Origin of the sequence: Kitasatospora sp. MAP5-34 (genome assembly GCF_029894335.1) — a bacterium.
In the GTDB taxonomy this organism is placed as follows: Bacteria; Actinomycetota; Actinomycetes; order Streptomycetales; family Streptomycetaceae; genus Kitasatospora.
On record NZ_JARXZC010000022.1, the window covers coordinates 17,589 to 36,853 of the forward strand.

Annotated in this window: 16 protein-coding genes and 1 pseudogene; 6 read left to right on the top strand and 11 right to left on the bottom strand. The window is 69.7% G+C overall.

Annotated elements, in window-relative coordinates:
* Positions 1–125: 125 nt before the first annotated feature.
* The 9 genes from P3T29_RS19005 to P3T29_RS19045 all read right to left on the bottom strand — a co-directional run bounded on the left by P3T29_RS19005 (position 126) and on the right by P3T29_RS19045 (position 10,837).
* Positions 126–2,294 (bottom strand): trehalose-6-phosphate synthase, encoded by a 2,169-nt coding sequence (locus P3T29_RS19005; RefSeq protein ID WP_280717702.1) that lies wholly within the window; start codon positions 2,292–2,294, stop codon positions 126–128.
* A gap of 363 nt (positions 2,295–2,657) precedes the next feature.
* Positions 2,658–3,641, bottom strand: a complete 984-nt coding sequence (locus P3T29_RS19010) for a GNAT family N-acetyltransferase (protein ID WP_280717703.1) — start codon at positions 3,639–3,641, stop codon at positions 2,658–2,660.
* A gap of 14 nt (positions 3,642–3,655) precedes the next feature.
* A complete protein-coding gene (locus P3T29_RS19015; protein ID WP_280717704.1) occupies positions 3,656–4,639 on the bottom strand; it encodes a D-isomer specific 2-hydroxyacid dehydrogenase family protein in 984 nt (327 codons plus the stop codon).
* A complete protein-coding gene (locus P3T29_RS19020; protein WP_280717705.1) occupies positions 4,632–5,192 on the bottom strand; it encodes a flavin reductase family protein in 561 nt (186 codons plus the stop codon). Before P3T29_RS19020 ends, P3T29_RS19015 begins: the two co-directional genes overlap by 8 nt.
* Complete coding sequence (locus P3T29_RS19025; protein WP_280717706.1) at positions 5,189–6,466, bottom strand: MFS transporter; 1,278 nt, start codon at positions 6,464–6,466, stop codon at positions 5,189–5,191. Before P3T29_RS19025 ends, P3T29_RS19020 begins: the two co-directional genes overlap by 4 nt.
* Positions 6,463–7,560: an LLM class flavin-dependent oxidoreductase gene (locus P3T29_RS19030; RefSeq protein WP_280717707.1), complete on the bottom strand. Its 1,098-nt coding sequence runs from the start codon at positions 7,558–7,560 to the stop codon at positions 6,463–6,465. The genes P3T29_RS19025 and P3T29_RS19030 overlap by 4 nt, the downstream gene beginning before the upstream one ends.
* On the bottom strand, positions 7,557–8,879 hold the full coding sequence (locus tag P3T29_RS19035; protein WP_280717708.1) for an ATP-grasp domain-containing protein: 1,323 nt from the start codon (positions 8,877–8,879) through the stop codon (positions 7,557–7,559). Before P3T29_RS19035 ends, P3T29_RS19030 begins: the two co-directional genes overlap by 4 nt.
* Positions 8,860–10,203, bottom strand: coding sequence for an ATP-grasp domain-containing protein (locus tag P3T29_RS19040; protein ID WP_348532843.1), 1,344 nt, complete (start codon positions 10,201–10,203; stop codon positions 8,860–8,862). Before P3T29_RS19040 ends, P3T29_RS19035 begins: the two co-directional genes overlap by 20 nt.
* A complete protein-coding gene (locus tag P3T29_RS19045) occupies positions 10,136–10,837 on the bottom strand; it encodes a hypothetical protein (RefSeq protein WP_280717710.1) in 702 nt (233 codons plus the stop codon). The genes P3T29_RS19040 and P3T29_RS19045 overlap by 68 nt, the downstream gene beginning before the upstream one ends.
* A gap of 618 nt (positions 10,838–11,455) precedes the next feature.
* Between P3T29_RS19045 and P3T29_RS19050 the strand changes: the two genes are divergently transcribed.
* The 5 genes and pseudogenes from P3T29_RS19050 to P3T29_RS19070 all read left to right on the top strand — a co-directional run bounded on the left by P3T29_RS19050 (position 11,456) and on the right by P3T29_RS19070 (position 16,329).
* A complete protein-coding gene (locus P3T29_RS19050) occupies positions 11,456–12,283 on the top strand; it encodes a LuxR C-terminal-related transcriptional regulator (protein ID WP_280717711.1) in 828 nt (275 codons plus the stop codon).
* A 17-nt stretch (positions 12,284–12,300) separates the two neighbouring features.
* Positions 12,301–12,498: pseudogene (locus P3T29_RS19055) on the top strand (MMPL family transporter); the annotation flags it as partial.
* A gap of 13 nt (positions 12,499–12,511) precedes the next feature.
* Positions 12,512–13,099 (top strand): ATP-binding protein, encoded by a 588-nt coding sequence (locus tag P3T29_RS19060; RefSeq protein WP_280717712.1) that lies wholly within the window; start codon positions 12,512–12,514, stop codon positions 13,097–13,099.
* A 1,679-nt stretch (positions 13,100–14,778) separates the two neighbouring features.
* A complete protein-coding gene (locus P3T29_RS19065) occupies positions 14,779–15,402 on the top strand; it encodes a TetR/AcrR family transcriptional regulator C-terminal domain-containing protein (protein ID WP_280717713.1) in 624 nt (207 codons plus the stop codon).
* 300 nt (positions 15,403–15,702) lie between these two features.
* Complete coding sequence (locus P3T29_RS19070; RefSeq protein ID WP_280717714.1) at positions 15,703–16,329, top strand: HAD family acid phosphatase; 627 nt, start codon at positions 15,703–15,705, stop codon at positions 16,327–16,329.
* Between the two features lie 174 nt (positions 16,330–16,503).
* On the opposite strand, the gene P3T29_RS19075 is transcribed toward P3T29_RS19070, so the two are convergent.
* Both P3T29_RS19075 and P3T29_RS19080 read right to left on the bottom strand, forming a co-directional pair.
* Entirely contained in the window at positions 16,504–17,472 is a 969-nt protein-coding gene (locus P3T29_RS19075) for a transcriptional regulator (RefSeq protein WP_280717715.1), read from the bottom strand.
* A 413-nt stretch (positions 17,473–17,885) separates the two neighbouring features.
* Positions 17,886–18,020, bottom strand: a complete 135-nt coding sequence (locus P3T29_RS19080; RefSeq protein ID WP_280717716.1) for a hypothetical protein — start codon at positions 18,018–18,020, stop codon at positions 17,886–17,888.
* Positions 18,021–18,452: 432 nt separating this feature from the next.
* Between P3T29_RS19080 and P3T29_RS19085 the strand changes: the two genes are divergently transcribed.
* On the top strand, positions 18,453–19,223 hold the full coding sequence (locus P3T29_RS19085; protein WP_280717717.1) for a ParB/RepB/Spo0J family partition protein: 771 nt from the start codon (positions 18,453–18,455) through the stop codon (positions 19,221–19,223).
* The last annotated feature ends 42 nt before the right edge of the window (positions 19,224–19,265 follow it).

Here is a 19,265-nt window from a genome sequence, read left to right on the forward strand (position 1 = left end):
CTCGGGCGGCGTACGGCTGACTACCTGTTCAGTTCTTGGAATTCCAACACCTGGTGGGATGCTGACTGTTCCTCAGCTCCACCCTTACGGTGCCCGGTCATGCCGTACGCAGGGCCTGACAGAACTCACACACTGCCCGCCGCAGACGTGTCGGCGCAATTCTCAGCTGCGTGGCGAATCTCACATGGCGCGCGAGGCAGCAGGTTCTGCCACTGGTGCGGGTGATCGCGACGGCGAGCGCGGGCGGGGGTGTCGTCGTCGCGGATGGCGGTGGTGATGTCGGCAGCCCAGTTCGCGGGGTGGTGGTGCCCGAGGAGGTCGGCGAGGCGTGCCAGCCGCTTGCGGCGTTCTTCGGGAGCGAGCAGCAGGGCCCGGTGCAGGGTGTCCGCGAGGTCCGTGGGCGAGTGGGGGTCGGTGAGCAGTGCCGCCGTGCCGAGCTCGGCGGCGGCGCCGGTGTGGCGGGAGAGCACCAGCACTCCGGAACGGCCGGCGGCGTGCTGGGCGGCGACGTACTCCTTAGCGGTCAGGTTCATGCCGTCCTGGAGGGAGGTCACCCAGAACACGTCGGCGGCCAGGTAGTGGTCGATCACCTCGGCGAACGGCAGGCTGCGGGGCAGGTACTCGACGGGCTGCCAACCGGCTCTGCCCCAGGCGTGGTTCACCTCGGTGATGCGGCGCTCGAGTTGCTGCCGGGTCGCGTCATGGGAGGTGATGCCGGGTTCGGGGGGCGGGCACACCAGCCGGAACCGCAGCCGTCCACGCAGCTCGGGGCGACGGGTGAGCAGGGCCGCGACGGCTTCGACCTTCTGGACGGGGGCCTTGGCGTAGTCCAGGCGCTCGACGGAGAGCACCAGCGGCCCGTCGGCCGGGTCAGCCCGGGGGCGGCGGGCGCGGGCCAGTGCTTCGAGGGCGTCGCGGTCGATGCCGAGGGGATGCACGCCCACCCGGGGCGTTCGGGGGGCGTCGGCGAGGGCCTGGCGGAAGTGTCCGGCGAAGGTCTCGGTGTGGAATCCGGCCCAGTCCAGGCAGGCCAGGGAGGCCCGGACCTCCCCGGCGGTGGGGAGGGCGGCGAAGACGTCCGGCGGCGGGAAGGGGGTGTGGTGGAACAGGCCGACCCTCAGGTCGGGGCGGGTGGGGCGGAGCAGGCCGGGGACGAGCCACAGGTTGTAGTCGTGCAGCCAGACCGTGGCGCCGGGCGCGGCGCGGGCACTGATGTGCTCGGCGAAGCGGCCGTTGACCGCGCGGTAGTGGCCCCAGGCGTCGGGGTCGAAGCGCAGTCGCTCCGGCTGGGACATCAGCACCGGCCAGAGCGTCTCCTTGCAGGCCCGGTGGAAGTAGCCGGCCCACTGTGCGGGGCTCAACGGGACGAAGGACAGCGGGAGTCCGGTGTCGTGGTGTTCCAAGGCGGCCGGGGGCGCCTCGGGGTCGAGCACGGCGGCGGTGGCCCAGAGCGCCTGCGGGTTGGCGGCGAACAGGGCACGCAGTGTGGGCAGGATGCCGTTGGGGCTCGCGGGGGGCCGCCAGCCGTCGGGAGTCCAGTGCACCGGCGGCCGGTGGTAGCCGATGACGAGCGGATGCTCGCGTTCCACCCAGCCCAGGTCCTGAAGGGCCGACAGGATGCCGGCGGCGCCGGGCCGGTCGGGACGGTGGACGGTGTCGTTCTCGGGTACGGCGTCGAACAGGGCGGGTTCGGCGTTGCCGACGATGACGCCGTGTGCGCCGAGCCCGAACAGTGACAGGTCGTTGAGGGAGTCGCCGGCGACCAGGACCGAGTCCATCGGCCAGTGCTGCTCGGCGGCCAGGGCCGCGAGCGCGTTGCCCTTGCTCGCGCCGGGCGGCAGCACGTCGAAGTAGCGGTCGGCGGAGTACAACCAGGTGCAGCCCAGCGCCTGCACGGCGTCGGTGAGCTCCGGCGTGAGTTGTCCGGGGCGCAGGAGGAAGGAGCAGCGGCCGGACTGGGCCACGCCGTGCTGGTACCTCAGGCCGGGCAGGCGGCGTAAGGCGGCACGGACCCGCCGTGCTCCGGGCCAGCCGCTGCGGAGTCTGCGCTGCAGGGCCTCGACCGGGGCCAGGTCCGCGCCGTCGATGACGCTCGACCCGACGTCGGCGATGATCCAGCGCGGCCTGGGCACCAGCGGGTCGCGCAGCACCTCGCGTACCGAAGGAAGCGCGCGGCCGGTCGCGAAGACCACGGCCACCTCCGGGTGGCGGTCCAGCGCGGCCCGCAGGCGGCGGCGGTCGGCCCGGTCGCCGCCCAGCAGCGTGCCGTCCAGGTCGGTGACCAGAATCTTCATGCCGTGCCCCCTTCGGCGAGGTGGGGCAGCTCGGGCAGCTCGTCGGGCCCGCCGCACGCGCGCCCTGCACCGATCGCCACGCGGAGATGCACTCCGGCCGCCGGGCCGGAGTGCATCGTGGATCAGGATCATCGGACGCTAACACGAACCGATCACCGAGTGAATGGGGCATGCCATGGTGGGCAACACCATGGGCACCGGCGCCCACCGCCGATTCGGTGCAGGACTCCTGTCCACCCGGACCATCAAGATCCGAGTCTCTCTGGTGTCCGACATCCAGGGTCAGGCTCCTCCGGCGACCGGCTCCCGGCTCCCGGCTCCCGGCTCCCGGCTCCCGGCTCCCGGCGGATCCCCGCAGGAACCTCAGCCGGAGATCGTCCTGGCGTTGATGCTGGTGAGGAACCCCGCACGATGCGAGGCCAGATCGGCGTCCGCCAGCGTAGACAGGACGGTCAGCCGCAGCGGCGGTTCAGCCACCGGCAAACGGCTCGCCACAGCCGGGTCCGGCGCTGCTGCCCTGTCCAGGTGGCCCGTCTCGGCGTACGACAGAAGCAGTGTGGGGTCGGTCAGGCCGCGCAGACTGACGACGGCATCGGCCTGATCGGGATCCGCGGGTTGTAGGAACCGGGTGGGAACCGGCCGAAATCCCAGGCGCGCCTTGAAACCGAACAGCCCTGGCTCGGTGATGTGTCCGTACAGAGTCGGATCGCTGCCCAGCGAGATCCACTCCCTGCCGCGCCCGCGTGCCTCCGCGGTCGCCGTCATGTACAACGCCCGGACCACCCGGCCCTGGCGCTCGGCTGCGGCCTGGGCGGTGAAGGCGATCCGGGTGATCGACAGCTCGGGCTGGTCCCAGCACAGGCAGACTCCGAAGAGCTCGCCGTGCGGGTCCCTGGCCGCCACCACGTAGTACAGATCCGGATCGGCGGCTATCTCGTCGCGCCAACTCGCGGCGTAGGAACTCCCGTTGCGCATCGTCGCCACCTGGGCCTCGTACAGACCCAGGAAGTCATCGAACACTGCCATCGTCATCGGGGCGTGCACGGTGATCTGCAGGGACCGCTTCGCGGTCTCACGCAACGCCCTGCGCACATTGCTCCGCTCGCCGGACGTCATGGCCGCGAGGAACGCATCGTCCTCGGTCCCCACCGGGGCCAGCCAGGTGACCCAGCTCGGTGTGACGAGGAATCCGGCGCGTTCCAGATCCGCGTGAAGTGCCGCCGGCGGATCCACGACCCGAAGAACGCCGACCCCCTGCTGCTCGGACAGCGCGAGCAATCCGGAAGTACCGGACTCCAGCGCCTCCTCGGCTCCCAGCAGGGCGATCCGCAAGCCGTGGTCCTCCATCACCTCCAGTGTCCTCATCCCTCGACCGCCTCTCCGGGCACCGGGTACGGCGGCAGGGCGCCGTCTGCGACCGCCAGCAGGTTCGCGACCGCCATGTCGGCCATCGCCTGCAGCGCCTGGTGGGTGTGGTACGCGTTGTGCCCGGTGACCAGAAGCCGATCCGGCACGAATTCAAGAAGCCCGAAGGGATCGTTCTGCGGGTCCGGCGCCGGTTCGGCGTAGTACCCGTCGATCGCGGCCCCGGCAAGACGGCCCTCGCGCAGCGCGGCACGCAGCGCGGCCGGGTCCACGAGGGTGGCGCGAGAGGTGTTCACCAGGAACCCGCCGTCGAGCGCCCGCAGGTGTTCCGCGCCGATCATTCCCTCGGTCTGACCGGGCACCAGGTCGACGTGGAGCGACACCATGTCGCAGCTCTCGAAGAGCTCGATCAGCGAAGCGCTGCGCTCGTACGGGAGCGCGGCGAGTTCCGGACGATCCGTCCGGTTCCAGTACCGGATCCGGGTGCCGAACGCGGCCTGCGCCATCCGCGCCAGCTCACGCCCGATATGACCCATGCCGACGATGCCGAGGCGGGCATCGGTCAGCGACTGCGTCGGCTGCTCGATCCACTCACCCCGGGACACCCCGGCAGCGCCCCGCGAGACCCCACGGACCAGGTCGAGCAGCTGCGCGAGCGCGAACTCCGCGACCGCGACGGCGTTGGCGTGGGGCGTGTAGGTGAAGCGGGCCGCACCGGGCTCGGCCGGAAGCTCGATGAAGGACCGGTACCCGGTCGCCAGCACGCAGACCACCGCCAGCGACGGCGCCTGCTCCCACACACGCCTGGACAGCAGAGCGGTGCCGCCGTGGACCAGGGCCCAGGCGCCGGCCAGCTCCCCCACCAGCCGCTCCTCGTCGGCGTCGCCCGGCAGCCGCGTGAGGGCGAAGCCCCGGGAGCGCAGCTCTGCCTCGGCACGTTCGGGAAACGCACCGGTGATCACGACTCTCTGCTCAGCCACAGACGGCTTCCTTCCCGCTCAAGGCCACGAAATCCCGCCGGTGCCACAGCAGCGGCCCGGCCTCCGACCGGGCCGAGAAACCGGTCACCTCGCCGATCAACAGCTGGTGGTCGCCCACCTGGACGCTCCCGGCGGTGCGGCAGCGGTAAGCGGCATGCGCGCCGAGCAGACGAGGCGGCCCGTCAGCGGGCCACGGCACGAAGTCGTGCCCCGCGAACCGGTCCACGCCCTTACGGGCGAAGGATTCAGCCACCTCGCGCTGCTGCTCGCTCAGCACGTTGACGATGAAGCTCTCGGACTCGAGCATCGCCTGCAGGCAGCTCGAGGTATTGCCCACCCCGACCAGGACGAGCGGAGGGGACTGGGATACCGACAGGGCCGACGTGGCCGTGAATCCCCAGCGCTTTCCCAGCGCGTCCTGGGTCGTGACCACCGTGAGCGCCCCTGCCAGGTGGGACATCGCCTCACGGAAGTCCTCAGGGGAGAGCGGCTCCTCGGCAGGCCGCGCCGAGCGGGGCCGCCGGCCCGGGTCGGCGTATTTCCACATGCTCATACCTTCGCCTCCGATGCTGCCAGGGTGCCCGCCGGGGTCCGTCCCCGGCCCGAGATCGAGTTCTGCAGGCTGCGCGCGGTCAGCGGGACGAGGACCGCCCCGACCACGGCGAGCAGCAGAGCCAACCAGGCCACGAGGTGCTGCGGGCCGACCCACGCACCGACGGTGGAGATCAGCAGCCCACCGATCGGGAAGGCGAGAACATTGATCAGGAAGAAGGGGCCCATGACTTTTCCGAGGTGCTCACTCGGAATCACCTGGACCCGCTGCGTCCGGTTGAACGTGTTGTAGTACGCGACGCCCACTTCGACCGCCACGAACCCGATCGCGTAGACCGGATACGAGTGGGACAGGCCCAGCAGGAGCAGCGAACAGCAGGCGAGGGCGAACCCCACCGTGCCGATCACCTTCGGCTGGAACCGTTTCAGCAGCACCGGCGTCACCGCCAGGTTGAGCAGGCCCGCCACCCCCGCGAAGACGTTCAGCATCGCGAACGCGGACTGCGGCTGCCGGAAGACGCCGGTGACGACGGCGGCGTTCGCGCCCATGGTGACGGCGAGCGCCAGGTTCATCGTGAAGTTGACCGCCGCGAGCAGGACGACCGGCCGGTTGCCGAACAGGAGCGACCAGCCCAGCCGGAGTTCGGCCAGGGCCGTACGCGCGTCGCCACCGGTCGGGGCCGCTGCGGCGCGCGGCAGGGAGAGCCAGCAGGCCGCAGCGGTCGCGAACATGCCTGCGGCCAGGCCGAGCAGCCACACCTTGCCCAGCAGCACGACCGCGACCATGGCGAGTCCCGGCCCCAGAGCGAGGGACAGCAGCTCCATGTTCTGCACCATGCCCTGCATCCGGGCCAGGGCCTCACCCTGGCCCAGCTGCGGCACGACCTTCTCGATCGCCATGTGGATCGGGGCCACCAGAGTGGTCAGCAGCGCCCCGTTCACCATCAGGACCGGAATGGTCCAGCCCGGCTCGCCCAGGCACAGCACGACCGATGAACCCAGCACCAGTGCCCGGCCCACGTTGGCGACCCGGAACAGGCGCGGGCCACCGTCACGGTCGGCGAGGATCCCGCCGAGCGGGTAGGCGATCAGGTAGGGCGCCCATTCGAGGGCGTAGGCCAACCCCAGCAGCGACACCCGTCTGCTGTCCTGGTAGATGAGCAACGGCACCGCGAACAGCACCACTTGCTCCGCCATCAGGCCGACGGTGATCCCCACGGCGAAGAGCCCGACGCGAGCCGACCGGAGCCGCGGCGGATTCGAGCCACTCGTCACGGCGTATCCGCTGGTGCATCGGCCCGCTCCCGCGCTCGCACGAGGGGAAGCACTCGGGTGAAGAAGAGTTCCATCTCGTCCCGGGCCGGCCAGCCGGAGAAGATGAACTCGCTGACCCCGGCCGCCTTGTACCGCAGCACGTAGTCCGCGACCTCGTCGTAGTCCCCGACGATGCACAGCGCAGGGCCACCCCGGTACGCGACCGCGCCGGACCACAGCATCGACGACATCCAGCCGTGGCCGGCCTCGTCGGCGAGGCGGAACGAGTTCTTCACCGCCTGGGAGTCGGCCGCCGCCACGAACTGCGCGACCCATTCGCGGTGCGCCTCGTCCGCGCCGCCCATCACCTCCGCCAGATCGGCCAGCGCCTCTTCGCGGGTGGGCCTGGCCAGTACCTGCATCCGCAGGCCGACCCGACCGCCCCTGGCCAGCAGCGGCTGGACCTCCTCCGCGATCTTCTCCGGGGTGTCGGCGTACCGGAACCAGCAGTCCCCGTACTCGATGGCGGTGTCCTGGGCGATCTGCGAGGCTCCGCTCACATAGATCTCCGGCCGCCCGCCGCCGTAGTGGGGCAGGCCCAGCTGCCCTTCCTCGATCCGGTAGTGCTCGCCCTTGAACGTGACCGGGCCCTGGTCGCGCCACAGGTCGTGCAGGATGCGCAGGAACTCGCGGGCTCGCTCGTGACGGCCGTCGTGAGCGACGAAGTCCCCGTAGTAGCCCTGCTCGACCGGGGAGATGCCGGAGATCAGGTTCAGGGCGATCCGGCCCTCGGACATCCAGGAGAGGGTGTTGACGATCTGGACGAACAGGGTCGGCGAGAGCAGGCCGGGCCGGTAGGCCAGGATGAACTTGACGTTCCGGGTCTCCCGGACCAGGGCGCCCAGCAGCGGGAGCGGATCGGGCAGGTCGTAACTCTGGGCCATCAACAACGACTCGACGCCCAGCTTGTCGGCCTCACGCGCGAAGTCGATCGCGCCCTCGAGGTCCAGGACCCGGAAGTCGTAGCGCTCGGCCGACTTCTTCTGCCCGTCGTCGAGTGCTGATCCCCAGTGGAACCTCAGCTCCCCGGGACGGGTGTCGAACTGCGCGTTCACAGGCTCACCGGCTCAGCGTCGAGAATCGAAGCCGCCTCGGCGGGCTCGACGTCCACGCGGTAGCACGCGATCGCCTCGGCGATCGCCGCGTTCACGGCCGCCTGATCCGCCCCGCGCAACAGGAAGCGGCCACCGGCGTGATCGTAGCCACCGCTGCCGTCGAAGACGTGCCCCACCGCCGGGAGCGATTCGCCGTACACCTCGGGCACGGCGTCGACCAGCGACACACAGGAGACGACCTGGGCGGGCTGCGGCTGCGGCTCGGGGAACACCAGCCAGCCGCCGGAGCCGGCTTCGGCCGGCAGGACGTGCTCGGCACTCAGCGGCTTCAGGCCGATGGTGCTGCGGAACGCCTCGCAGTACAGGTCGATCCCGTACAGATCGCGGTGCAGGAAGGGCACGCCGGCACCGCCCGGCCGCAAGCCCACCTCCAGGAAGACCGGCTTCCCCGCCGAGTCGGCGATCACCTCGAGGTGGAAGGGCCCGGTCCACAGCTCCAGCGCGTCCAGGCAGTCGATCGCGAAACCGGCCAGGTCGTCCCGCAGGGGTCCGGGATCGAGCAGGGCCGATCCGAGTGGCGCGCCGTGCACGAAGTCGAGGCAGGTGTTCAGGTACTGCGACACGGTGACGCAGTGGTACTGCCCCTGGATCCTGATCCCGTCCACATGGTAGATCGGCCCGTCGACGTACTCTTCGACCTCGTAGCCCTGCGTGGCGGACTCCTCGGCGATACCTTCCAGGGCCGTCACCAGTTCCCGCTCGGTGCGGATCAGTTGGACGCCCCGCGAGGCGGCCCCGTCCTTCGGCTTGAGGATCAGCGGCAGCGGTATGTCCTGGAGGATCTGCTCGGGGGTGGTGCCTGCGGCAAGGCGCAGGAACCTCGGCACCCGCACTCCGGCGGCTCCGACCCACTCCTTCATCACGGTCTTGTCCCGGAAGCGCCGCACGTACGACGTGCCCCAGCCCGGGACCTCCAACTCCTCGCGGAGGTGGGCGGCCACCTCCAGATCGAACTCGGAGAGCCCCACCACTCCGGCGACCGGACCGTACAGTCCGGCGATCTCGCGAGCCTTCGGCAGCAAGGTCTCCACTCGCAGATCGGGGACCACCACGGTCGTCACGGCGCCTTCGCGGTCCAGCGGGTCGAGGGCGTCGGCGGTGGTCAGGTAGGCCAGCCGGAAGCCGCCTTCCGGCAGGAACCGGTGGTACTCGCCGAACTCGTCGTCGAACCGGTTGATGACCAGGAGCAGCGGCTCATGGCCCGGGGTCGGCACGGCGGGCGGCTCGCTCGCGAACTGATCAGGCGACTGGCGGGACAAAGGTGACTCCAAGTGTGATCCGACTGCCCAGATCGAGGGCGTCTTGGTACGAGTCGGCGGTGTAGAGGACGTGGCCGACGCGGCAGCGGTAGTCCTGGTCTCCCGGAAGCGGGGTATCCGCGTCGAAGGTGAGCTCGGCTTCGAGCACGCCGGGCAGCGCGGCGATCCGGTCCATCCCTTCGACCGCCCGCCGGCCGGTCACCCCGGGGGCGGTGAGGAAGCGGATCCCGGCGTACTTGGCCCGTGGCGCGCGCGACGCGAGCACCTCGGAGTCCAGCCCGGTGTGGGCCGCGACGGCCAGCTCCGGGAGGCTGACACCGACGGCAGCCTCCACCAGGTCCGGAATGCGGTCGCCGCCGAGGCGGGCGGCCAGCTCGATCAGCACCGGCTCGTCCGCGACGAGCCGCAGCTCGCAGTGGAACGGTCCGACCGTGACACCGAGCGCGCCGACCACCTCGCGGACGTACTCCTCGACGGCGTGCCTGGCCTTCGGCGGCAGATCCGCCTGGACCACATGCCCGATCTCCACGAAGGACGGTTCGGGGCCGAGCACCTTGTGCGTGAGCGCGACGACCACCGTTCTCCCGTCGGCCCCCACGCACCCCTCCACCGACAGTTCGGGACCGTCGAGGTACTCCTCGACCAGCGCCCGGCCGTCGGACAGCCGGCCCATGTCCGGCCGGCTGTCCTCGGCCAGTGCGCGGTAGGCCGCCAGCAACTGGCCGAAGCCGTCGGCGCGGCTGACGTGCACACTGCCCGCCGAATCCACCGGCTTGAGGACGCAGGGGAAGCCCACCCGGGCGGCGGCCGCTTCCAACTGGGCCTCGGCGGACACCTCCGCGAAGCGCGGCACGCGCAGACCGGCGGCGGCCATCGCGGCCCGCATCACCGCCTTGTCCCGGACGCCCTCGACGGTGTCGGCCGGCAGGCCGCGCAGCCCAAGCCGCGCCGCGAGCCGTGCGGCGACGGGGACATAGAACTCGAAGCCCGGGAGGACCCCGGCGAACGGGGCGGCCCCGTGCGCCGAGGCCACGGCCCGGAACAACTCCTCCTCGTCGTTGGTGTCCACGACGAGTACTTCATCGGCCTCTTGACGCACCCGGTCGGGCAGCGTGCGGTCGTCAGCGTCGAACGAGGCCACCACGGTCTCGAATCCGAGACCCCTGGCCGCCCCCACCAACGCGGTACCCGACGACGCCGGTTCGATGATGAGAACTCGGCCGGGCCCGACCGGGGATTCGCGACGGGCGCTCACCTCAGACCCCGACCGGCTGCGCCTCGCGGGCGCCCACGGTGCTCTCGTAGAGCTCGGTGAAGTAGTCACCGATCAGGTCGATGAAGGTGGCCAGGTAGGCCTCCGCCTGCTCGGGGGTGCTGAACTTCTCCACGGCGCGCGAGACCGTCCGGAACATCAGGTCGTCGTGGTCGTGCGACTCGTCGAAGGCGATGTGCGCCCGGGTGCCGTGGACGAATTCCGCCCCGAACTCGGCCGCGGCCTTCTCGGTGATGACCGGGTTGTAGCGGTCCGAGTACCACTCGACGAACCAGTCCCAGATGGTGGTGGGGGCCGGACCGGAACGGTCGGCCTCCAGCCGCAGGTACCCCATGAGCATCGCGGTGGAGGTGAACACCGGAGTGGCGTCCAGCTGCTCGATCGTCAGACCGAACCGCTCCAGGTCACGGGTGAACATGTGCTCGTGCCCGTACTCCTCGGCGAGGTAACGCGCCAACTTCGCGGCGAGCACGTCGTCCTGCGAGCCGACGCGGTACAGCGCGTAGGCGTCCACCTCGTTGTTGAGACGGATGCGCAGCACCGTCTCGGCTATGTGCCGGATGTAGTAGTCGCGGTCGATCCACTCGCCCTTGTGCAGCTCACGCAGCATCGGCACCCGCTGGAACTGCTTCTCCATCAACTGCGCGGCGAGCGACTCGAACGACTCGCGGTCAAGCTTGGTCATGGCTGGACAACTACCTTCCTTGGACAGCGTACGTGTTGTGTGAGCTCAACCACAGGGCTACCGCTCCCCTGTGGCCCGGGGTGCAGACGATCAGGGCCCCCATTGCGAGTCGGTGGGGGCGGTAGCCGCCTGCCCCGCCACAGTGGTCGACTGGAACCAGCCTTGGGCTGACGTCCCGTCGACCGCCAGAAATGTGAGCGCCACACAGCTCCCGACAGTGGCCGCGAAGCGAAGTAGGCGATTAGCCGACTGACGCACGATCCCGTCCCCTCAAACTCCCCGTTAGGCCAACGGACAAAGATCCATTGGCGATGTCCTGATCCTGGCACGCAGGCCTGACCAGCAACGGATCAGTTAGTCTTCACATTTGTGAACCGCTCACTTGTGCAGCGCTGTGCAGACTGCCCGGAATCGGGCAATTCCTCCGATACCCCGAGCCCGGCACTGTGCGAGCGAGCACTGACGGCCTATGCCGCGGTTCTGAAGGAGTCCCGATATCCCAGGGCCGGAACCCCCGAGTGCCTGATCCACCTCGGCCTGACCCCCCCGCTGCCCGACTCGCCCGACTTCGTCTACGCCCTGCCGCCCAGCACCGCGTCGGGATTCGCGATCAGTCGGTTGGAACAGCGCGTCGCCGAGTACCAGGCGGCCATCCGGAGCACGCATGCGGCCTTCTCCGCTCTGGAAACGGTCCATGCCGAGTCGTCGAAGCGTGATGGCGCGGGGTACTCCCTGATCAGAGGCAGCGAGACCATCAGCGAGGTCCTGAGCGCCTCGGTCGCCGCCTGCCGGTCCGAGCTCCTCACCACCCAGCCCGGAACGAGTCGGCCGGCCGAGTTGCTGGCCCGGGCCCTGGAGTCCGAGATCCCACGACTGCGACAGGGGATCAAGCAACGGACGATCTATCAGCACAAGATCCGCTTCGACGGGCCGACCATGGAGTACATCGACCTGATCACCGCCGTCGGCGGCCAGGTACGAACCACCAGCGCGCTCTTCGACCGGTTGATCATCATCGACCGGGAGACCGCCTTCATCCCCGTGGACGACGAGCGGGAGGTCAGCGCCCTGCAGATCCACCATCCCGGGATCGTCCGCTACCTCGGCAAGATCTTCGACCACATCTGGGAGCGCGCGATCGACGTCGGCAGCGTCAGCGCCAAGCACACGCCGCAGATCTCGGACACCCAGCGGGCGATCCTCCACCACCTGGTGTCCGGCCAGACGGACGAGTGGATCGCCCGCCGGGTCGGCCTGAGCCGCCGCAGCATCGCCGAGCACGTCCGGAAGATCTCGGAACAACTCGGCAGTTCGAGCCGTGCCCAACTCGGCTACCTCATCGCGTTGAACGGCGTGCTCTGGGGTGCCGAGGGAACCACGGATCCGGGATCAGCGAGCCTGGCGGCGGAGCAGGACACTGAGACCGACCCGCTGCGGACCGGCTGACGGCCGTCCCCGGCGCGGTGAGCACGCTCGCCCCGGTACTGATCTTCGGGTTCCTGTTCGGGGTCTCGACGGACTACGAGGTGTTCGTCCTCGCCCGGGTCCGCGAGGGCTACGAGCGCACCGGCTCCACCCGGGAGGGGATCGTCGAGGGGGTCTCGCGCACCGGGCGCCTGGTCACCAGTGCCGCGCTGATCCTGTTCCTCGCGCTCGCCTCGCTCTCCACGGCCGGTGGTGCTCGGCGACCGGGAGCACCTGGGCCGGATGGTACGCAACCTCGTCGACAACGCGGCCCGCTTCGCCCGTCACCGAGTCCTGATCACGGTGGTGGACCAGCCGCCCGGCGAGGTCGGCATCGAGGTCCGCGACGACGGGCCGGGCATTCCGGCCGAAGAGCGCGAACGCGTCTTCGCCCGGTTCGTCCGCCTGGACACGAGCCGTGGACGCGCGAGCGGATCGAGCGGCCTGGGCCTCGCGATCGCGAAGGAGATCGCGACGGCACACGGCGGACACATCACCATCGAGCAGGCTCCCGGCGGCGGTGCACTCGTCAGGATCACCTTTGCCGCGCGCCGCCGGTTGACCGGGCAGCTGCAGCAGCCGCGCCCGGGCACGGTGACGTGCCCGGGCACGGCTTGCCTGACTGATCGTCAGCCGGTAGGAGTGGGACTGGCGTTCGGCGTCGTGTTGCTCACCGAGCCGGTGAGGATGGGCCATTCGTTGTGGTACTGCGCGAACGGCAGGTCCTTCTCCAGCAGCGGGGTGCCGAGGATGGCGATGCGCGCCATCACGGCGCCGGTGACGTCGAGGCCGCCGTAGAGGCCGGCCGTGCCGGTGATGGTCGGCTTGGCGAGGCCGTTGATGTCGATCTCACCGTTGACGGACGCCCGCAGGTACGGCTCGATGGTCGCCTTCACGCCCAGGCTGTCGTAGAGCGCGACGGAACCGTCCGCGACCAGGCCGCTGCGTACCTCGGCCTCGCCGGTGAACGTCGCCTTGACCGGGGAGACCTTGGTGGTGACGGGCTGGGTGGAGGAGGTCCAGCCGGCCGCCTTGGTGTAGTCGGCGTTGATGGACCAGTCGCCGTCGATCTGCTGCGTGGTGTCGACGGTGACGTTGCCGTCGGCGCTGACCTCGGCGTAGACGGTGACGTTCACGGTGATCACGACGGGCACCGGGCCGACCATCACCGTTGGGGTGGCCGTGAGGGTGGCGATCGGGATCTTCACCTGGCCGGTGGTGCCGGAGAGCTTCGCGGTGAGGTGCCAGTTGGCGTGGGCGCCGAGGTCGAAGCCGACCTTGGCCTGGTCGGCACCGAATATGCCGGTGGTGCCGTGGTAGGAGAAGACGACGCTGGGGTCGATCTCGACCGAGCCGCTCAGCGTGGCGGCGGCTCCGCCGGGCAGCGGGATGCTGTCGTTCGCGTCCAGCTCCAGGGCGGCCGAGGCGGAGCCGTTGGCGCCGTCGGGCTTCTGGACGTAGCTGGCCTTCAGGTCCTTGACGTTCGGGGTGACCTGGATCTTGTGCGGGTCGAGCGCGTTCTTGATGTCGGCCCAGGCGTTGCCGAGCAGTTCGGAGATGGTGGCCGGGCGGGTGGCGGCAGCCACCTTCCCGCCGCCGACCGGCTTGACCCCGGTGATCGCGAGCAGCGCACCCTGCGGCGCGGCGGCCGACGGCGGGCTGTCGATCAGCTGACCGGGCCGGACGGCTGCGGTGGCCGCCGCCATGGCGGCCGGGCTGGGGGCGCCTGCCTTGCCGGTAGTGGCGACAGCGAGGACGACCTTGCCGGACTTCTTATCGTACGAGTCCAGCTTGAGGTCCGGAGTGGCGGCCACGGCGGGCGCCCCGGACGGGGTCGGGTCGGTCACGACCACCTTCGACGCGGCGGAGGCGGTCGGCCGGGCCGACGATCCGCTTGACGCCGGATCAGCGACTGACGCACGGTCAGCAGCCGGGGCCAGCAGGGTCACCGTCGGGTTCTCGGTGGTGGCCGTGCCGACCAGGGCGGGGGCGGCCGGAGCGGCTGCGACGGACGAGTCGGTGGACTGGACGGCTGGCGCGGTCGGGTCGCAGGCGCTGAGCGAGAGCACAACGGATGCGGCGAGCACGGGCAGCGCGAGGGTACGCATGTGCATGCGGAGGGTCACCTTCGGCGAAAGGCGGACAGGGGACTGTTGGCATACCGATGAAATGTCAGGGGCATGCCAGCTTGTACGTCGGCAAAGTCCATCGCGGACAGCTCCGCCATGGCTTCCGGCAAGTCGAGGGGATCGCGCGAGTGGCGGCCGAAGTCCGCCGTCGGCCGGGCTGCGAAGACGAGTGGTCCTTCGCAGTCACGCCTGCCGGCACCGAGGTGTCACCAGGCGGCATCCACCCGGCGCCCCCTAAAACTAGAGCCAGTAGTTTTGCCTGGGCGAGAACGTACACTAGTCCGCGTTCGCGGCCCAATACCGGGGTGGGCGAACTCGGGTGAACCCGGACAGCGAGAGGAGGGCGAGATGGGCAGACCACGGCGGCCACTGCTGACCCGGGACGGGATCATGGCAGCCGCTCTCGCACTGGTCGACGAGGAGGGCGCCGAGGCCCTGTCGACCACCCGACTCGCCGCCCGACTCGGCGTCAAGGGCCCGTCCCTCTACAACTACGTCTCCAGCCGCGCCGAGATCGTCGACGGGATCAGCGAACTCATCGTCGCCGAGATGGATCTCGACCCGACCATCCGCCCCTGGACCGCCGCACTCGACAGCTGGGCCCGCGCCTACCGCGCCACCTTCGCCGCCCACCCGAACATGGTCCCGCTGCTGGTGGCGCGGCCGACACAGTCCGTCGCCGCACTCCAGGGCTACGCCAACACCTTCACGGTGCTGCGCGAGGCCGGCTGGCCGGAGGACCGGATGGCACCGATCGTCCAGTGCCTCGAGTACTTCCTCGCCGGCGCGGCCCTCGACTTCGGCCTGCCGCGCGAGGCGTCGCTGCCGACGGAGGGCCTGCCACCCGGCCTGGACCCGATCCTCACCGCCCCGCCGCACGTCAGCGACCTGGCCTTCGAGACCGGCCTCACCATCCTGATCCGTGGCTTCGAGGAGACCCTGAACAGCCTGCGGCCCCAGCAGCACAACTGACGCACCGTCAGCTCAAGCCGACCAGCACCCCAGGGGCGCCGTCGCCTCCCGCCCCCCTTGCCCCCGGCGTCGGACCGCGAACACGGGCTGGTGTACCTTCATGCCGAGCTAAAACTACAGGCTCTAGGTTTAACGGCACCCAGTGGACCGCATCCGGCATGCCCTCGCGACCCCCTGAAGCCGACCCATCACGCGGCCCCCTGCGCGCCGCGCACCCCCCGGTTCGCCGGCACCGCGATCCCAAGTGCCGCACCCACGAGCCGGTTGACGCCTCAGCAGAAGAAAGGCCGAGTCCCAGACATGAGCATCAAGGCCAAGTTCGTCACCACAGCGGCCCTGACGGTCGCGATCAGCACCGGTCTCGCCGCCCCCGCGATCGCCGCCCCGGCGCACCCGGCGGCGGCCGTCCCGGTGAGCGTCAGCACCGCGAGCACCGGTGCGGTGACCGAGCAGCAGTGGCTGACCGACGTGAGCACCGCGATCGCACCGGCCCAGGCGTACATAGAGCAGCGCACGGCCGAGCCCACGAACCGGCACCTCGCGATCGTGTTCGACATCGACAACACCACGCTCGCGACGCACTTCCACCCGTTCACGATGCCGGGCATCGCACCGGTCGTGCGGCTGGCCCAGTACGCCCACGCGCACGGAGTCGCACTCATCTTCGTCAGCGCCCGGCCGGAGTTCATCGACCCCCTCACCCGCCACAGCCTGACCGAGGCGGGCTACACCGTGGACGAGTTGCGCGGGCGCGACCTCGGCGATCTCTTCGAGCCGGTCCAGCAGTTCAAGACGGAGCAGCGGACCCAGGTGGAGAACGAGGGCTACACGATCATCGCCAACATCGGCAACAACTGGACCGACATCAACGGCGGCCACGCCGAGCAGACCTTCAAGCTGCCGGACTACAACGGCCTGCTCTCCTGACACCGAAGGACCGGCCAGGGCGCCGCCAACGGCACCCTGGCCGACCCGTGGGACAGCAATGCCGGCACCACCCAGCAGTGGCCCGCAGGCCGACGGCATCCTCCGGAGCGTCCAGCTGGTCGTTGTCACCTCGGCAGCAAGTAGCGGCGGCCTGCCGCACCGCCACTGGTTCGCTTACGTATCGATGGTGGGCCGTGAGGCTTCGGAGCGAGCCAGGGCTTCTGCGAGCAGGCGCCACAGCTCGCTCGCCAGCTCTGTATTGCCGGCCGACTCGGCCTGTCGCGCGAGCCGCTCGAGATCCGCGACGGCCGTGCGATCGCCGTCATGCAGACGCAGCTGCGCCACCAGCGCCTGATATCTGAGTCGATCACGGAACGGGAGATGAGCGGAATCCGGGCCCATCTCCTCACAGCACAGGCGAGCTTCCTCGAGGTCTCCGTTGTGATAGGCGGCTCGTGCGCGCAGGGCGAGGTGCTCCTGCTTGTGGACAGCTGTTCCTACGAGCTCGACGGCCGGGCTCACTTCGACGAGCCGCTTCATGGCCTCCGAAGGCACGCGCGGATTCATCTGCAGGTGCAGGGAGGCAGACGCCAGGCGCAAACGCATCCAGAGCAGGAGATCGCTGCCGCTGGCGACAGCGCCGATAGCCTGATCGAGCAGTTCCGCTGCGAGGGCGTGCCTGCCCTGGCGCACCCGGAGGGTGGCGAGGGTCCACAGCGCTTCCGCACGGACTGTGCCCGGAAGGTCGTCGAGCAGATCGGCCAGTCGTGAAGCGCGGGTATCGGCCTCTGCCAGCCGTCCACTCTCGGCTTCCACCGAAAGGAGCACAAGCAGCGCGCGGACGGTGTCGAGGCTGCCGGCGGCTTCGCCCTCGGCGATGGCGAGAGCTGCCGCCGCATTGATGTGGGCCGCAAGCAGATCGCCGACAGACCGCTGGTAGCGGGCGTACTGATACCTTGCGCGGGTCCTCAACTCGGGAATGGCAATCTCGTCGCCGATCTCTACGAGCCTGCGAAGCGTGTCGGCGCGGCTGTCCGTGAGCCCGGCCCCGTCTTGAAGCTGGGCCAGGAACCACAATGCGTGCCAGCGCAGAGCTGGGTCCGCGCCTGGCTCGCGCTCGAAGGTCTCGAAAAGCAGTTCCATTGCGCTACAGGGGTCCGGGCCGGACGCCACCGTAGCCAGCACCTGCGCGAGTGAGTGCGGATCCGTCCGCCGGAACGCCGACGGACCAACCCCCAGTTGCTCGCACAGGTGGGCCAGCGCACGCGCAGTCGGCGGACGCGCTCCGGATTCCAATCGGGACAAGTACGCCGTGGACATTCCCTCGCCGGCCAACTGCCCCTGAGAGAAGCCGCGTGCCAAGCGGAGGACCCGAAGCCGACGCCCGAAATCCGGCTGCTCCAGTATTTCGTGCAAATCACGAGCCATATAAAGGAGACTGCCGACCGTCAGACCGTTTTGTCAAGTAGATGCCACTCTCTTGGCAACCTCCCAGGGTGCCCAACCGTGCACCCAGGTGCGCCTGGACGGGCCGGCACCCCCGGGCGGCGGCCAGACTAGGGCCAGTCCGTCTCGCCGGACCGGGTCACGGTCGGCACCCCGCCGGCGTGCACGTGGGTCGCCTTGCCCATCGCTGCAAAGCCGGGAATGGCAATGGTCAGGACCGTGAGTGCGACGACGATGCGGCACACGAGCCTCATGGCGCTCCTTGGGTTTGATCGGGTACGGGAAGGCCGCGGACAGCTGCCCCGGGGCCTCGGACGAGCGCCTGGGCGAAGTCGTGAAGAGCATCCCCGACCGCCTTGGCGTGATCAAACGTAGTCGTGACGCCCACCTTGATCAACAAGTTTGCCAAGCTGATTGACAGTTTTGGCAATATGGATCATGCTTCGGTTCTCAGGTCTGCGTGCCAGCGCACGCGAAAGGGAGGTAGGCGAGTGGATTCGGTCACTGCGGCCACAGGCCGGGGCACGCTACGAGAGACTCCTTCTCCCGTTGAGCGGGTTCCCATCAAGCTGCTCGTGATGGGAAGTTCGCCTCGGCTCCGCGGCGTCGACAACGGGCACGTTCGAGTGCTCGCGGAGACGCAGTCGCTTCCGCCGATCCTTGTGCACCGAGGGACGATGCGCGTCATCGACGGTGTGCACCGGCTGATGGCTGCTCACCTACGAGGCGACCGGTCACTGGACGTGACCTTCGTGGACGACTCCGAGGACAACTGCTTCATCCGGGCAGTCGAAGCCAACAACGCTCATGGGATGCCCCTCTCCCTCGCCGACCGCAAGGCCGCGGCGGCGAGGATCCTCCGGGACCGGCCTGAATGGTCGGATCGGGCGGTCGCGAGGATCGTTGCACTGTCCCCCAAGACCGTCGCGGTCGTCCGCCAGAAGCCGAGTGAAGAAATTCCTCAGTCGACGGCGAGGATCGGCCGCGACGGTCGGAAGCGGGCCGTGCGGCCACCCGGTGCATCAGGGCGCACGGCGGTGGACGCCTCTGCCGGTCTCCCTTCGCCTCAGGCCCACGATCCGCATACGCGCTGCACCGACGACGACGGTGACCGTGGCGCGCCCTCGCATGACTGGACGCCACCTGAAGAGTTCCAGCCACTTCCTTCCGGTCGCACCAACGTCGCCAGCGCAGCGCGAGCCTCGATCGAGCCTTCCCAAGGCCCTCGGATTCTCAAGGCGCTGGCGAGAGATCCGTCCCTGCGGCTGTCGGAGACGGGACGGGCACTGGTGCGGAAGCTTGCAGCATGCTCCGTTGCCCCGGAGGAGGTGGAGGGGATCGCTGCGGCCGTTCCCGCGCACTGCGCACGGTCGGTCACCCAGCTCGCCCTGGCCTACTCCAGGGCTTGGGAGGAATTGGCGCGGACGATTCAAACTGCGTCGTCCTGATCCTCTGCCATGCGGCCTGACCAGCATGGACGGGGTTTGCCA